Here is a 15,517-nt window from a genome sequence, read left to right as displayed (position 1 = left end):
CGACTACTCCTCGGGTCGGGTACGGGGAAGACGATACAGCAACGCATACAAAGTTGGCACCATGACCATAGTCAGCAGCGTACCGACGATCAGACCAAAAAAGATAGTCACTGCTAAGGCTACCCAGAAGACATCCTGCAGCATCGGTAAGACGCCCAGCACAGTGGTTCCAGCAGCATTGACGACCGGACTCAAACGGGAGACGGCTGCTTCAATATTAGCATCGTATGGATTCAGTCCTCTACCAATGTTGGAATTGACTTCATCCAACAGCACAACCGCGTTTTTAATCATCATACCAGACAGGCTCATCGCCCCCAGCAAGGCGATGAAACCGAACGGAGTTTGGGTCAGCAGCAGTCCCCCTGTGATCCCGATAATTACAAATGGAATTACCAGCATGCAGATAACCATCGGTCGGAAGGAGTTGAACAGCGCTACCAGGATAAACAACATCACAACAATCGCCGGGACGATACCAGGAGTGAGTGCATCCTGAGACTGCTTCGCACTCCAGTATTCGCCGTCCCAGTCAAGTCGATAGCCTGGCGGTAGTTTAATGTCATTAAATTGATCTACTACTGCATTGCGTAATGTAGGGGCAGTCACATTATTTGGTGAACACTGCACGGTGATGGCGCGTCGGCGATCCCAGCGCCAGATGATCGGGTTTTCCCACCGGGTCTCAATCCCATCGATCACCTGCAGTACTGGAACAGGGTGAGTCGACAAGCGGGGGGTAATCTGCAACGCATCCAGAGAGGTCGCGGCCTGACTTCTTTCCGCTGCGTTATTACGAGCCACGATCGGGATCAGATCATCCCCCTGGCGGTATTGTCCAACAACAATACCGTCCGATGACCGCCGCATCACCCGTGCCAGATCTTCGCGTGAAACTCCTGCCCACCGAGCCCGTTCCTGGTTATACTCTGGTGTGAGCGCTATTACCTTCTCTCGCCAGTTCACGCGGACTTCCTTCGCCAGTGGAGTGCCTCGTAAAATATCAGCAGCTTCCTCCCCCAGTCGACGGAGTGTTTCCGGATCTGCATTCGCTGGACCACTGATTCGCGCTTCGATTTTCCAGTCGTCAAATGCCCCTACGGCGTATTTTCGCACGCGCACCATGGCTTCCGGAACATTCTCCTGTACCCAGGCATCGGAGTCTGCCAGAAGCTGATTGACTCCGTCCAGAGAATTTGTATTGACGATGATCTGTGCATACGACGTGTAAGGGTCTTCGGCACTTACTGGCAGATAGAAGCGTGGCGGACCTTTACCGATAAAACTGCTGACTGATGCCGTGGCTTCATGCTTCTCGAGGAAATCTTCAATGCGTTGCAGTCCGGCACTGGTTTCTTCAATGCGGGTTCCTTCCGGTGCCCAGTAGTCAATCATAATCTGTAAACGGCTTGAGTCCGGAAAGTATAACTGTGGCACATAGCGAAACCCAAGGACAGCGACTGCCAGCAAGCCGACCATGCCTCCCATGAACATGATGCGGTACCGGATTGTGAGTCTGAGCAACCCGCGAAACTGATTGTAGAAACGGCTTTGAAATGGAGCACTTGTTTCCTGTCCCGCCTGGGGAGCAGGTATCATCGCGATGCACATCAAGGGAGCTACCGTCTGGCAAAAGACCCAGCTCAACAGCAGCGAGATCGCGACAACCGTAAACAGACTCCCTGCGTATTCGCCCGTATCATAACTCGATGCAAAAATGGGATAGAATGCCATGCAAGCGACAATTGTTGCCCCTAATAACGGTACTGCCGGTCGGCTGGCAGCTTCGATGGCAGCCTGTTTCCGGTCCATGCCCTGCGCAATGCGGATCATGATCCCATCGGTGACCACAATCGCATTGTCGACCATCATGCCCATGGCAATGATCATCGCACCCAATGAGATCCGGTGCAGATCAATGCCCACGATGGCCATCACAATAAATGTCCCGAGGATCGGAAACACGAGACCGCTGATCCCGATAATAATTCCAGCACGCACTCCCATCGTCAGGGCCAGTAGTGCCAATACGATCGCCACAGCTTCCAGCAGACTGACCATGAAGGCCACAATTGACTCACTGACCTGATCGGATTGCCAGGAAATCCGTTCTACATTGATCCCGACCGGCAACTCAGCAACAAGTTCATTGATTCGCCTGTCAATCTCTTCACCGACATGAACAACGTTTTCACCGGCTCCGGGGGCCAGTGCCAGCGCAATCGCAGGACGTCCATTATGACGCATGAAGCTGTTGGGGGGATCGATATAACCAAACCGCACCTGGGCTATATCGCGAATCCGCAGGATTTCGTCGCGGTCCTGTACAACTCCTGCCACCGCCAGTTCGCCAATATCTTCGGGAGAGAGAAACTCCCCCGTTGGGGCGATACGTAACCTCTCTGTGAAATAGTCCACACGACCTGCATCAACCACCAGGTTTTGTGACTGGAGTGTTTTTGTGATCTGATCGAGAGTGATATTTAATTCTGACAACTGAGGGGAAGAAACATCGAGATAAATCTTTTTGTCCTGAACGCCCCACAGGTCCACTCGTGCGACTCCTTTGACAACACTCAACTCTTTTCGCATATCCTTGACGTAGCGTTCCAGTTCGGCATAGTTATAGCCATCACTGCTGACAGCCAGCAAAAAACCGAAGACATACCCAAAGTCGTCTCCTACTTTGGGTTTTCCAGCACCGGGAGGCAGTGTCGGTTCCACATCTGCGACCTTTTTGCGCAGTACATCCCAGACCTGTGGTAACCTGTCAGACCAGTAGTTGCTCTTGATATCGACTTTGATGATCGACAGACCAGGGCGGGAATTGGAATATACGTTTTTAAGCTCAACCATTTCCTGGAGTTTGGTCTCGATTCGATCTGTGATCTCCAGTTCGACCTGCTCAGCACTGGCTCCCGGATAGGTGGTTGTGATCACCGCAGTCTTCACCGAAAACTCGGGGTCTTCTAACTGCCCAAGTTGAAAATAGCAGAACGTGCCTCCTACCAGAATCAGAATGATTCCGAAGTAAGTCGTCGCACGTTGTTCGATAGCAAGTTTAGCAAGATTCATAATTCTAGTGACTCTCCGTCTTCTGGAGTTTCACCTGCTGTCCTTCGCGTAGTGAATTCACACCTGCCGTCACCACCCATTCGCCGGTCTTCAATCCCTCTATCACAGCGATACCTCCAGTTGTTAACTTGTCAGTCTTTACGGGACGGCGGGAAACCTTCTCATCATCGGCATTAACAACCCAGACACTGGTCTGCTGGTCATCCTCGGCCGTAAAGACCGCACTCGGAGGGACGAGAAGTGCTGTTTCTGTGTCGCCGGCATCGAAAACTCCCCGAACTGTCCCTGCCATACCCGGTAGAATGGTCGGTTTGTCTGGCTGGTCAATCTGAACAGTGACGGGGTAAGTTCGCGTTGTTGTTGATGCTTCCAGACCAATCTTAGTGACCTGTCCCGTGAATTCCTGATTCGGTAATGCATCAAAGCGGCAGATGGCTTTTTTGACTCGTGGGACCAGCGATATCAGACTCTCAGGAATTTGAACGGTGACTTCGATCTTGCTGATATCGATTACGCGAACAATGGGTTGTTTCGCCTGAACTGTCTGAAAGTTATCGATGTACCTGGCAGCAATCCTGCCATCAAAGGGAGCTTTCAGCACCGAGTAGTCCTTTTGGTTTCTGGCAACCTCGACTGCGGACTCCAGGGCGCGAATCTCGGCCCGTTTTGCATCCAGATCTTCTTTTCGTTCCCCACGGAGACCGATATTGAGGGCCTCCTGAGCCGACAGCAGTTCTGCCGCCGTTCTTTCTTTACGGGCAATGTTGATATCGAGTTCCGACTTTGTGGTAGCCCCTTTATCAAAGAGCCCCTTCGTACGATCATACTCTGCATCAGCCTGTTTACGGGATGCCTCTGCGCGGGCCACCTCTGCCTGTAAACGTTTGATTTCTTCGGGACGTGCTTTTTCCATCGCCAGCAGGTTGGCCCGTGACCGTGCCAGATTACTTTCTGCACTTTCCAGGGCTTCGTCAAAATCTCTGGGGTCGATGGTTGCTACGATATCACCGGCTTTGACATTACTGCCTACGTCAACTGGCACCGCTATCAGAGGCCCCGATACCTGGAAGGAAAGATCCACCTCATCTTTCGAATTCGCCCGTCCAGGAAATGCTCTCCCTTGAATGGCATTCAGATCACCGACTTTGATTGCCCTTACCGGTCGAACAGGTTCCGGACGTGCAGCCGGTTCAGCACACCCAACCAGTGAGATCGCAGAGCAGGCGATCCACATCACGTTTCGCAGTTGAAATGAAACACTTCTAATAGCGACAATTTGAGATTTGATTAATTTTGTCATATTGGTGTACTTCGTAATCTGTACTGAACCCACTGAGAACAATTCTGGCTGTATGATTGTGATCTGAGATTTAAATAGTTTTCGCCAACTGAGTGGACGAAACTCCTGCTCCGATCCCTCCACCAGTAACTGACAGAGGGAAAGCAAAGCAGCATGAAGAAACCTTGTGTACCCAACTCTGTCGCAGCAAGACAGGCAACAGGAATCTGGTACGGAGAGACTGACGGAACAGGACTGTCTGAGACAATCGTTTTTTTAAAGCGATCTGACGGACCTTGATGGAGCTGAGATAGCGATGCGTCAATACAGCGAGTGCTGTTCGAGACAGGAGGTGATTCTAATTGTATCAGCTGAGTCGCCAACCTGATGCTTGCTTCATCTAAAGTATTTGGAGTGCCATGAAGATGTTCAGATGATTTATTCATCTCGATGGTCCGATCTGTGATCTACCTAATTCCGTCACACACATAAATCCGTTGGGGTATCTATGGTTTGATGTGGAACTTATCTTCAAAAACATATTGATCTTTATCACTTTCTGACGCAACTAAAATATAGAACAAGATCTGGAATTTAATGAAATGTTTTTTATTCATGCGACAGAGTAGTGACGCCAGGAAAAACGACAGTTAACAGACTTGCTGGAACGAATTTTAATAATCCAGACAATCCTGTTTTTGCCGGAACCCTGCTGCCGTAATCAGGTTTTCAGATCTTTCGATTCTTCGTTATGCACAACCCGATAAGGTTGCGAGAATTGTATCCCCTGCTTTTCAAATTCCTGAAAAATGGTGAGATTCAGCTTTTCGCTGAATGCCAGAAAGTCCCAATATTCAGGAGGGCTGAACCAAAAGAATAGTTTGATGTTGAATGAATCATTGTTGAATTCATCGAAAAATACGCGCGGAGGAAAATCCGGATTCATCCCCTCATGATCTTTGAGAGCGGTTCTTATGACATGGAGACACTGCTCGACTTACTCACGAGGTGTATCCAGCGGAATTTTAATATTGGCTTTCCTGCGAATATGAGGGCGTCGGGTGATATTTTCTATGTCAAATCGGGCCAGTTCATCATTGGGAATCGTCACCAGGTTTCCCGTTAACAGGCGTACGCGTGTAGAACGCAGGCCGATATCTTCGACAAAGCCATCATATTTATTGAATTGAATGCGTTCTCCCACTCGGAACGGTTTATCTGCCATCAGCATGATCGTACCGAAGAGTGTTTTTAAAGTATCCTGCGCTGCCAGTGCGATCGCCAACCCGCCAATCCCGGCACTGGCCAATAAGGTGATGAGTTTAATCCCCAGATACTGACCACCAATCAGAAAAACCACGACTGCCAGAACCAGGCTCATTAAGCGCGATACGATGCGTATCAACTGAGCATTCAACCCCTGTCGATTAATTCGCGGGGAAGTGATGATAATTTCAGCCACGCGATTACTCAGGGCAAACACGACATACATCGCTGCGATCAGCGAAACGAACAGTGCTGAAAAATCGATAATGTAATATGGTATTCCACGTATCACCAACAGGTCTTTCACCAGATAGCTGACCAGCAGCGGTGTCAGCATAGCCAAAACAGGAAACACGATGGTTAGACTATAGAGAACTGTATTCCTGTCTTTCCAAAGGTTTGTCAGTTTGAAGTGAATTCGGTAGATTAAAACCATCAATAAAACCGCGACAACACTGGACAGGATCAGGGCAGGCCATTTCCAGACAGCCATCCCTAAAAACTGATTTCGAAACGCGAGTGGCAGTTTATTTATAACCGGAGAAATAAGATGGCTCCCCGGTGACGAATAATACCAGTTATAAAAACCAGGAGTCGTTTTGGGTTCAGTTGTTCGATACGGAAATGATTTCACGTCTTCATAATAACCTGTGGCATTATCAACGGTCTCTCTTGAAAACAGATACTCATGCTTTTGAGCCCCCTCGTCTACACGCGCAATAGTGATTCTGGTGCCGGGAATCCGCCAGCGGGAAAGTGTCTCGTCATCGTCCTTGATTTCTTCAATTCCAGGAATCTCGGCATAGGGTGGGAGGTCAGCTCGATCCAGAATTTCTTTCAGACAGATCGCTACCTCTGCAGCTCTTTGTTCGCTGGCAAATTCAGGTAAGTCACGCTGATCGAGACAGTCCAGCATTCGTAACGCAATTGCGCGAAATTCATTGGAATTACGATCCAGAAACTGGTTTTCGCGAATGCAATCATAAATTTCATTACTGGCATCAATAAATTCTTTGAGTGTGCTCCGCGGGCTGGACGTATCAGCAGGACGAAAATTGATGGAAGTCTCATCTCCGCTAGCAACTCTCTCGCCGAGTAGGCAGACAGCCAAGCTCATTAAAAGAAATAATTGAAATGAAATGCGATCCACGAGAGCTCCCTGCAATCATTGCTGTATGAGAAACAGAACACCGAGTGAACAAGATACCATAATCAATGAAAACTCAACACTTACCAAATTGTCTCATCTCAAACGCACTGTAAATTCATGATCATGAGACTCCGTTGATTGAATCTATCAGCATGATAACACAGGCACATGCGATCAGTTATCTGGTCGCTTTAGCTTGTGCCCTTTTCTGTTCCACTATAGAAGCAGATGCCATTTTCATAGAATTTTACATTGATGACCTGAGCATCAATTTGGATCGAGTGGTGCCCTCGTAGAAAAGGGCTTCACGATAGCATAAACCGTGCCGACTTCGGTATGCTGATACTGCGAAACATGGGCAACTCTCCGAATTGAAAAGAACGGCCTGACAACATTCAAGAGCCGGAGATTGATGAAACGATTCCAGGACCGTGCTTCACCAGGTGGGAACATTTTCGAAGATAAAATGAAATAAAGGGAGCAAAAAAATGATGCCGAGATTTAAGGAACCTTTCCTGATGGTCGCTTTCATATCAGCCCTCATCGGATTGGGGGCTTGCAGCGGAAAGCCAGTCGCCGATCGATCCGCCCCTTCAGAGGATTCCAGTAAGCAAACACCTGAAATCGAACATTCGGTAATGCCTGACACCGGCGAGAAAACGACGGACTCGACACTGACAGCGGATGGAGCCGAAAAAGTAGCGATGACGACGGGAGAGGGTAAGGAAATGACTCTCACGATGCAGACACTACCGAACTCGCGTGAATATCAATACTGCGAACTCGTATTCAACTACGGCGAAAAAGGAAACGACATTTATAGCACGTCACCGTTGGCCACGGCCAATCTTCAGTGGTGGGACGGTCTTGACCTCGAAGCACTGGCGAAGGAATTCGGCGCCAAGTCTGTACACAAAAACGGACCGCAGTGGTGGTCAATGGACGAAGTCGGGGTGATGGCTTCCGAGCCGGTGAACGTTGCTGGAACGGACATGGTATTCGGCGCCCATCTTCCTCCCGGCACATTAAATATTCCGAAGTACACAGTCTTTTCCCCCGCGAAATATCAAAACCTTGTCTGGAAGGCGGGCAAGCCCGTGTATCAAATCATTGACTCGGAAGGTCACGTCTACATCTTGCAAGGGCACAAAATCCCTGTAAAAGGACTCACAACACTGGGCGAGAAGTTCAAAAAACTGCCCGAGGGCTGGAAATACCGTGTCCAGGTTTTGGATGAAGACCTGGTGATGAAGCTGACGCCCCAGAAGCCGATCCCCTCGGTCCAGGACGAATTTGATCAGATTTACATCCGGGTTCCGGATTAATTTTTCTTGATAGCAATTCCGTGTTTGGCAGATATCCAGCGTGTGGTTTACAGGGTGACCTTAGTCACCGTTCGCTGGGACAGTCACATGAAGTCTTTTTACCTGTCGTTGTTAGAAAGAGGAAATCCACTACACGACGGTCCCTCAAAAACTTATGAACGAGTCGATAGCCTGGTTGGGGCGTGAATTGGAGGGGCAAGGACCAGTCTGAGTAGAGAACGATTCACACTCTGAAGAACTTGACAACCACTTTTGTAATTGGTCCGACATGCGGACACTGAAAGTCTCCGGGTAACCTGCAGTTACCCAAAATAGCCTCAGAGACTTACAGGTGGCTGGGCGGATGAGGACTGCTCAAACCACAGAAAATATTTGACTGTCACGACACAGTTGGCAAAATAGACGACACCTTTTCAGCAATAATTGCAAGGGTGTTAGTATTATGTCAGACAGAAAGCTCTCCCGGCAGCAACTATACGAACAAATCTGGTCCGTCCCAGCCTCTCGCCTGGCGACAGAATTTGGACTTTCTGATGTCGGGCTGGCCAAGCTTTGTAAACGCCATGTTATCCCCCGCCCCCCACGTGGCTACTGGGCCAAGAAAGAAGTTGGCAAAGCTCCAGCACAAACTCCACTCCCTCCGGGCGAAAATGACGACCAGGTCATCGTTTCCTATGTTGAACCAGAACGCTACGAAAAATCAGGCTTGAGTGGGCAGATTCATAAAAGTGAAACGGAAGAAGAAAAGCCTGAGAAGAGAATCGAAGTTGCCAGCAGTTTAAGAGGCGCTCATAAGCTGATTACTGCAACGAAGGAAGAATTTATCGGAGCTCAAGCAGGTGATGCTGGAATCCTAGTTCCTGATCAAAATCCATCCTTGAACATCAGTGTCACTCGAAACTACCCAAGAAGTTCTGTTCTGATCAGATTGTCGCCAGGCGGGCAGGCACACATGCTTCGCCCCTCCGACTCTATTTAACAGGATCAGTCCCGCTGTAAAGAAGAATGGCAGGGAGTTGCTTCTAAAAGAAGTACACTGAAAAGTAGCTCACCTTTCTAATTCATAAGGCTTGTATGTCCTTTAAAACCATTGTAACTTGAACATAGACACACATTCAGGAAGCGGGCATTTTTGAGGGTGTATGAATGTCAGAACACGAGGAAGGCCGTAACCGAACGCTGTTATTAGGAGTGTCCATTGGCGTTGGAGGGTGTCTTGGAGTTATTGTGATTTGTTTACTGATCATTGGGCTGGTGATTGTCGGTATTTTGGATGTTCTCAAAACAATGAGTTATCAAGGCCCATCCCAACCGCTGGGTACACTGGATCGATTAAGGTATGAGATTGTTGCAGGTGCCAACATTAGTGGGACTGTTTTCGTCAAAAAAATAAATTCAAGTTTAGATGTTGAAAGACATTCTCATATTGGGACTGGTCCCACTTTAAGAGAGTCAGATTTACAAAAAGAAATCACCGCCGTCCTCAAGGCACTACACCGTTCTGAGTACAATGATTTTAAAAACTTAATTTTCAGGTTAGAAACTCCGTTGGATGAACCCGGAGGGTGGACTTATAAAAATATCGTTGTCACTGCAACATTTAACAAAACCACTCTTGATAAAGTGGATTTGGAATACTTCAGTTACCCTGACCTTAACACCATCGTTCAGGAAATTACGTATCACCCGGTTGTTAAGCTGGGAGAGTAGCTCCATACCAGAATGTCTCTGTTTTTCTCGTTCCGAGACAATGACGGAACGGAATTCTGTATCAATAAACGTCTTGTTTTTCACGAAGTGTAACTATTGCCTTACGAAGATTCTGATACTGTGTCACCAACTTTCGTTTCTAAACGGCGTTCAAATGGTGTTTGCATGCCCTTTGAGTGATATGTAAAAGTCCCGAACTCTAAACAGTTAGCATTTGAGGCTATAATAGTAGATTCCAATACTCCTACTCGTTGACTGATAATCCGCAGGTCCAGGGTTCAAGTCCCTGCGCCCTCATTTTTATTAGCCTTAAGCTTTAATAGCTTAAGGCTTTTTTGTTTTACAGCCTTTGGCCCAAGCCGGCTTCCAGATAATGCAACGCCAGCGCGCGTGACCGTTCCAACTGGCAATGCTTCAGATAGATGGCCGAGGCCAGAAAGAGATTGGCGATCATCAGCTCCGCTGTCGCGGCGATGCTGGGATAACGATCCAGCAAGGCAGCGGCGGTTTCGAAACCGTGTTGCTTCAACTGGCTGAGGTCGGTCGCATGAAATGACTGATTGGTTTTGCGCTGGGAGCTCAGCCCGCCGATCATCAGCGCGATCCAGCGACGTCTTAACACAGAGAGTTGATCCGGCTCTCCCCCGGCAGGGAGCTGTGTGAGGACGGTTTCGGTCGACTGTGCCTGCTGCAGGTGGGACCGCTGTAATTCGTCGAATCCGAGGAAGAGGCGCCCCTGGAACTCCAGGGGCAGATCGAGCCGTGGTCTGTCGTCGTGGTCTCCCGCATCAGCAGCTTCCTCCTGCACCAGAGCCAGCGGAAAGACGCGGAGGGAGCTCTGCAGACTCAGACGACCGACGATCTTCAAAGCCAGGCCGGGAGCGTAACTCAGGATGCGTAAATTTTCACGAAAGCAGAGGGCCGGGTGGTCATTTTCGATCGCCAGTTCGATGACGGTCCTGCTTTCAGACAGCTCCAGTAGTAAGACAGGTCCGCAGATTCCCAGAACGGTACCGGTCAGAAAAACGAGGTCCCAGCCCGCGGGCCTCGCTTCCGGAGGAAGCAGGCCTGAATTGAAGACCGCATTCCATTGATCGCTCAGCGGACGTTGAAAGCGTTTTTCAAACTCGGGACTCTGCCAGGACGATTCTCCCTGTTCGACGATCTTCACGCGGGTGCCCCGTCCCAGCCGCCCCTCGCGCGAGGCCGTCAACTCCGTCCCCAGGTAGCTGCTGCGGGCCAGTTTCTGTGCCGGTTGAATCAGCGGTCCCATCTGGACGCCTCCGCGATAGGCATCCCGGGCCAGTTGCTCATCGCCGGGCCGCACCTCGCCCACTGTATAGAACTGGTCGTCGCCTCCCAGGAACAGCACGCTGGCCCCGGCATAGCCACTGCGCGTCATGACCGGTTCGGCGAGAACTCCCTGCAGCTTACGGGGATTCACGGGAAACTGTGCCCGGCGGGCGGTTCCGATCCAGAAGTCGGCAACCGGCTGTGATGCCTGGAGATGATGTAGCGCTTCCAGCGCCTCTGCCAGGTCCAGCGCGAGCTGCTGAGAATCCTGTTCAGGAGCCCGCTTGCGAAACCCGGTCACTCCCGTAAGAATTCTGACGCCGCTCGCAGCGATGCGGTGCAGTCCCGCGGCTCGACACTGGTGGATCGCCCGTAACAGTTGCGACTGGAGAAAGACTCCGGCATTGGCCACGCCTGCTTCCAGAATCCGTGTGATCGCGATCTCGTAGCCGGCGACCGCTTTTTTCTGTTCGTCGGACAGTTCCGTTCCCGTGGGTTCTGCTGCTTCCTCAACGAAATCCTGCGTCTCTTCCGGTTCCACCTCTTGGGGATGATCCTCGAGCAGCGCGACTTCGAGACTGGTCAGACAAGCGGCGATATGAAAGCAGTTCGGCGTCAACAGGCAGGAGCAGCTGAGCTGATCGACCGACGTCAAATGCTGCCCGGAGAGTGTGACGGTTTCATTTCCCGCGGTGATCGACCAGGCCTCATCCACAAAGATCCACTTCCATTCACCAGCGGCGTCAGGCGATCGATCCAGACGTCGACGCACGCGGTCAGGCGCGGATTCAATGATGGCGGCGATCACAGCAGGACTGACGGAAGGACGACTGGAAGCATTCATTTTGTGCCTCCCCGAATCTGGCCGGCAACCCACTCGGCCAGTCGTTCCGGACTGACGGCGGCCACGGGCATGCCCGCTTCGACAACGGCCGCTGCCGTCCCGGCGTGGTAGCGGGGTTTGGCTTCGTCATCGAGGGCTGCCAGTCCAATGAGTTTTGCTCCGGCATTCGACAGCATGGTCACTTCCGCGAGCAGTTCGGGAACCGAAAAGCCTTCTTCAAAATCGGTCACCAGCACCACCAGGGTGCGCGACGGATTCTTAATCGCCTCGCGTGCAGCCCGCAGTCCCAGCCCGATATGTGTTCCGCCGCCGATCTGAATTTCCATCAGCAGGGAGAGTGGATCATCGACCTGCCCTGTAAAATCAATCACCTGTGTACTGAAGGCGAAAAATTTCACATCGATGGCTGGCAACGCGGAAAAGATGGCCGCCATCATCGAACTGTAGATGACTGAGGCTTCCATCGACCCGGAAACGTCGACGACAAAAATCAGGTGCCAGTCCATGTGCCTGCGGGCAGGAGACCGGTAGACCATCCGCGTCGGCGCAATCGAGATGCGGCCATCGGACTTACGATACGCCGTGTGCAGGTTGGCACTCAGCGTGCGAGCGAAGTCGAGTCGCGGACTTCGTCTGCGGGTCGGTCGGGCCAGGCTGAGGCCGGACAGTGCAGGCTGCAGACGATTCGCCAGCTGCTTTGCCAACCGCTCTGTGATCTGTCGTGCCAGTTTCCTTAAGAGTGCCAGCTCCCGCTCAGAGAGACCTCCCTTCAACGATAGAACCTGCTCCAGCAGTTCGATTGAAGGTTTCACACGTGTCTGATCGAGGTGTTCCAGCACAGCAGTCCGACCGCCGGCCGCGGCTTCACCGAGTACTTCCTCGCACACATCTTTTCCGAACAGGCGATCCACATCTTCGATCCATTCGCGGACTCCCGGCGTCGCGTCTTCGGTGCCTCCCCTGCCTTGCGACAAATCATCCTGCTCTTGGCGCCCCTCACGTTCGGAGCGTCCATACAACTGATCCAGCGCCGCCGCGACCTGCTTCGCCCGGGGTGCAGCACAACCCTGCACACCGAGAATCAGTCGCCAGCGATCCGCCAGTTTCATTTCACCCGGCGGATCAGAAATTCGCGTGTGTTCGGCATACGCATCTTTGCGGTCCGTGAGCTGCAGCGGGAATTCGGGAAAGAGCTGTGCGACCGCTGCCCGTCCCCCGCGGTCAGCAGTAAGATTGCGTGCCAGCTGTTCCGGATCAGCGGCAAGTCGAACCCTGGAATCTGTGGGGCCAGCAGGCTCCAGCAATAGCAGGCGATCGTTCAGCAGACGGGTCCGATCATGGGGGGCGATTGCTTGAAAGCCTTTCCTCAGTGCAGGCAGACGTGCCAGGAAATCAGTATCGTCTGAGTCCTGCAGGCAGTCGTCCAGACCAGCCAGCCAGTCCGGATTGACCAGCACCAGCGGGAGCAATGGCACCAGCAGTCCCCCCAGCCGCGCGGCCAGATGACCTCGGCCCTCCTGATTGGAGGCGGCGTCATACCAACCGGCAAGACTGCTCTGAAACGCATCTTCCTCGACCTGATCGGCCAGCAGCAGCGTTCCCCAGGAAGCCCCCTGCATACGGGAAGATCCGTGCCGACGCAGGCGATTCAGTTGACTGCATAATCCAGGCAGCAGCGATCCCATCTCCTGATGATCGTCTGCAGCGTCCTCTGCGACTCCGATAATCAACGACGTCAAATCGGTCAGAGAGACTACGTCCGCCGGATCGTCCGAGCCCTGCAGCCCCTTGAGTTGTGACAACGCCGTTTCAATCAGAGCCCGAATGCTGAGCAGCTCGGCTGGTACCTGAAACAGTTCCACGTCTGGCGGTGCAGTCTCATCCTCTTCAATGGGTAAGCCCAGCACATGTCCTGACTGAATCCGCCGCAGCAGGGTGGCTGCCTCGACGAGCTGTGCGGTGGTTGCGGCCCCGGGAAATGTTTGCTGCATCAGGACCAGCAGTCTGGTTGTCACATCACCCAGCCCACATTCGGCAGCGGTGTTTAATTGCGCCAGCAGAGTCGCCGGGGGTAAGGCATCACGTTCGCTGTCCGGTGTTTCCTGTTGATGAATCCGCTGAATAAAAGCCTCGCAAGCCTGATTCAGGGTGACGCCATGCATGCCGGAGCCGGCGACGGTTGCTGATGTGGCGTGCGTCCATTTCACACGCCAGACCTCTGTCAGGTTCTCACGCACGCCGGTCTGTTCCAGCTCTCTGCGTGTGGCGTAGTTAATTCCGATCAGACACAGGCGTCGTAAAAACACAGCCCGCGCACGATCCAGTTTGGACCGGAGCGGATCGAGCCGCAGTTCCCGTGGCTCCTGACCGACCGATTCCACTGAGGGTAACTTCAAACGCTTGATGCCGGCTTCAATCTGAAGTGCCAGACCGCTGCGCGGCGTTCCTCGCGGTAATCGTCCCATCCGCTGCCCCACGAGTACAGTCTGGGCAGCCGCCGCGACCGCCCGGCCGCGTCCCAGCAGTTCGCCCTGTACGAGGGCAGTTTCAATCGCTTCCAGAAACTCGGCGCGTCCGGGGACCGGGAACTTACGCAGTCGAGAGAGGTCACTGGCGAAGCGCACAATCTCGGCAGCATCCGGTGTACCGGCAACGTGGCCTGCCTGTCTTAATTGTCGGCACAGTTTTACAGACAGATCCGCGATGATCTGTTCGGTCTCTTCCCGCGTTACTGCCGACAGCATTCGCTGTTGCCAGACCGGGTCCTGTATGCCTGCGGGATAACCGCTGCGATGATCGAGTTGTCCGAAGGAATAAGGAATCAGCGACGTTTCCAGAGCAGTTGCCTCCTCTTTCTCAGTCTGCTGTTCCAGAGGAGCGGGAGGCGACCAGAGCTGCGGCTCCGGCAGCAGGGCCGCTGTATGAAAAGCGCCGACAATCACAGCCGAACGCGACGGCGCGTCAGCGATTGCGGCCCGCATGGCGGCTTCCCGATGTGCATCGGAGTGGGACGGTCCCCCCGCGGAAGAACGCACCATCCAGCCAAACTGCAGTGCCGCCCGCCGGACCGCTTCGGGTGTTGCCCCTGCCGCCGGCGTTTCGACCAGTTTTTCCCAGAGGGCACCGGTATCCCGCACTTCCATGCGGGAGAGCATCTTCTCTAGCCAGGTCGGCGCTGTTCCAGACGCGTCACTCGGGTCCCGAGAACGATCCACGCGGGCCATCGTTGACAGATCCAGATCGCAGAGCGTCACCGGAACCTGATGCAGATACGACCAGCGAATGGCGGCCAGTTCGGGAGAAAAATCTGCCAGTGGATAGAATGAAATGAGCTGCGCATCGCTGCACGCAGCCAGCGCGACGGGGGCTTCGAGTTCCTCGTGTCCCAGGTATTCCAGCCATTTCTGAAAATCAGGGGGCATTTCCAGCAGGATCGCCTGAGGCTGATACGCATCCAGCAGAGTGGGCATCACCCGGGAGAGCGCCGCTGAATGATGCCGTACGCCGATCAGCCAGGGGCTTGCGCAACTGGTAATCTGTTTTAATACTTCTTCAGGTTGCTCGTTCATGCGATC

Annotated in this window: 8 protein-coding genes and 1 pseudogene; 3 read left to right on the top strand and 6 right to left on the bottom strand. The window is 52.5% G+C overall.

The genetic code is table 11. The features are described from left to right. Positions 1–3: 3 nt before the first annotated feature. The 4 genes and pseudogenes from ACN0YN_RS01395 to ACN0YN_RS01380 form a co-directional block, all read right to left on the bottom strand. Positions 4–3,075, bottom strand: a complete 3,072-nt coding sequence (locus tag ACN0YN_RS01395; protein WP_417383185.1) for an efflux RND transporter permease subunit — start codon at positions 3,073–3,075, stop codon at positions 4–6. A gap of 4 nt (positions 3,076–3,079) precedes the next feature. Then, positions 3,080–4,375, bottom strand: a complete 1,296-nt coding sequence (locus ACN0YN_RS01390) for an efflux RND transporter periplasmic adaptor subunit (protein ID WP_417383184.1) — start codon at positions 4,373–4,375, stop codon at positions 3,080–3,082. A gap of 700 nt (positions 4,376–5,075) precedes the next feature. Next, positions 5,076–5,339: pseudogene (locus tag ACN0YN_RS01385) on the bottom strand (hypothetical protein); the annotation flags it as partial. Positions 5,340–5,351: 12 nt separating this feature from the next. After that, positions 5,352–6,770: a mechanosensitive ion channel family protein gene (locus ACN0YN_RS01380; RefSeq protein WP_417383183.1), complete on the bottom strand. Its 1,419-nt coding sequence runs from the start codon at positions 6,768–6,770 to the stop codon at positions 5,352–5,354. A 488-nt stretch (positions 6,771–7,258) separates the two neighbouring features. On the opposite strand from ACN0YN_RS01380, the gene ACN0YN_RS01375 reads away from it, so the two are divergent. From ACN0YN_RS01375 to ACN0YN_RS01365, 3 genes are all read left to right on the top strand, one after another. Beyond that, a complete protein-coding gene (locus tag ACN0YN_RS01375) occupies positions 7,259–8,095 on the top strand; it encodes a hypothetical protein (protein WP_417383182.1) in 837 nt (278 codons plus the stop codon). A gap of 442 nt (positions 8,096–8,537) precedes the next feature. Then, the gene (locus ACN0YN_RS01370; RefSeq protein ID WP_417383181.1) at positions 8,538–9,074 is read left to right on the top strand and encodes a hypothetical protein; all 537 of its coding nucleotides are present in this window, start codon (positions 8,538–8,540) and stop codon (positions 9,072–9,074) included. Between the two features lie 167 nt (positions 9,075–9,241). Further along, the gene (locus ACN0YN_RS01365; protein WP_417383180.1) at positions 9,242–9,805 is read left to right on the top strand and encodes a hypothetical protein; all 564 of its coding nucleotides are present in this window, start codon (positions 9,242–9,244) and stop codon (positions 9,803–9,805) included. Positions 9,806–10,145: 340 nt separating this feature from the next. On the opposite strand, the gene ACN0YN_RS01360 is transcribed toward ACN0YN_RS01365, so the two are convergent. Next, the gene (locus ACN0YN_RS01360; protein ID WP_417383179.1) at positions 10,146–11,942 is read right to left on the bottom strand and encodes a hypothetical protein; all 1,797 of its coding nucleotides are present in this window, start codon (positions 11,940–11,942) and stop codon (positions 10,146–10,148) included. Further along, positions 11,939–15,511, bottom strand: a complete 3,573-nt coding sequence (locus ACN0YN_RS01355) for a DUF5682 family protein (RefSeq protein ID WP_417383178.1) — start codon at positions 15,509–15,511, stop codon at positions 11,939–11,941. The genes ACN0YN_RS01360 and ACN0YN_RS01355 overlap by 4 nt, the downstream gene beginning before the upstream one ends. Between the last annotated feature and the right edge of the window lie 6 nt (positions 15,512–15,517).

The sequence above is a fragment of the Gimesia sp. genome (assembly GCF_048260065.1).
In the GTDB taxonomy this organism is placed as follows: Bacteria; Planctomycetota; Planctomycetia; order Planctomycetales; family Planctomycetaceae; genus Gimesia.
Note: the sequence above shows the minus strand (reverse complement) of the source record. Positions and strands in the feature narration are given on the sequence as shown.